We start from the raw sequence: 707 nt of genomic DNA on the forward strand, positions 1-707 counted from the left end.
AATCCCCCAGTACAAGCCAGCTACAGCGTGATGACCTGGTCGACGCCGACCTCGCTCGCGACGCGCTCGGCGCGGTCGCCGCGCAGCCGGAGCGTGAGGACGCGGTGGTCGACGCCGTCCCGGTGGGCCGCGACGCCCTCGAGCGGGACGCCCGCCGTGTCGAGCGCGTGCGTCGCGTCCTCGGCGTCCCGAACCGCGCGCTCGCGGACGGTTCGGGTTCGGGCCGCCCGGGCCTCCGCGACCGCGAACAGCGAGCCGACGAGCAGCACGCAGTCGCCCTCGTCCGCGCGGTCGACCGCCGTCGCGAGCGCGTCGGTCACGTCGTCGCCCGCAGTCACGCTGTCGACGCCCGCCGACCGGAGCGCGGCCGCGAGGACCGCGGGGTCCTCGGCGCGGTCGATGGCGGGCCGGCAGGTGACCGCCGTCGCCGCGTCGGGCAGCGCCGCGGCGGTCTCGGCGTGGTCCTTGTCGTGCATCGCGGCGTACACGAGGTGGAGGTCGTCGTAGTCGTACTCGTCGAGGGTCGCCGCGAGCGTGCGGGCGGCGGCGGGGTTGTGCGCGCCGTCGAGGACGGTCAGCGGCGCCGTGTCGACCACCTCGAACCGCCCTGGCCACGTCGCTCTCGCGAGGCCGTCGCGCACGGCGCGCTCGCCGAGGTCGGTCCCCAGCGCCGCCGCGGTCGGGCTCGAAGCCGAGGTACTCGATGT

At 76.4% G+C, this 707-nt stretch carries 1 pseudogene; it reads right to left on the reverse strand.

The window, feature by feature from the left end:
• Positions 1 to 50: 50 nt before the first annotated feature.
• Positions 51 to 707: pseudogene (locus tag EXE45_RS17270) on the reverse strand (glutamate ligase domain-containing protein); the annotation flags it as partial.

This window comes from Halorubrum sp. SP9, from assembly GCF_005435015.1.
GTDB lineage: Archaea > Halobacteriota > Halobacteria > Halobacteriales > Haloferacaceae > Halorubrum > Halorubrum sodomense.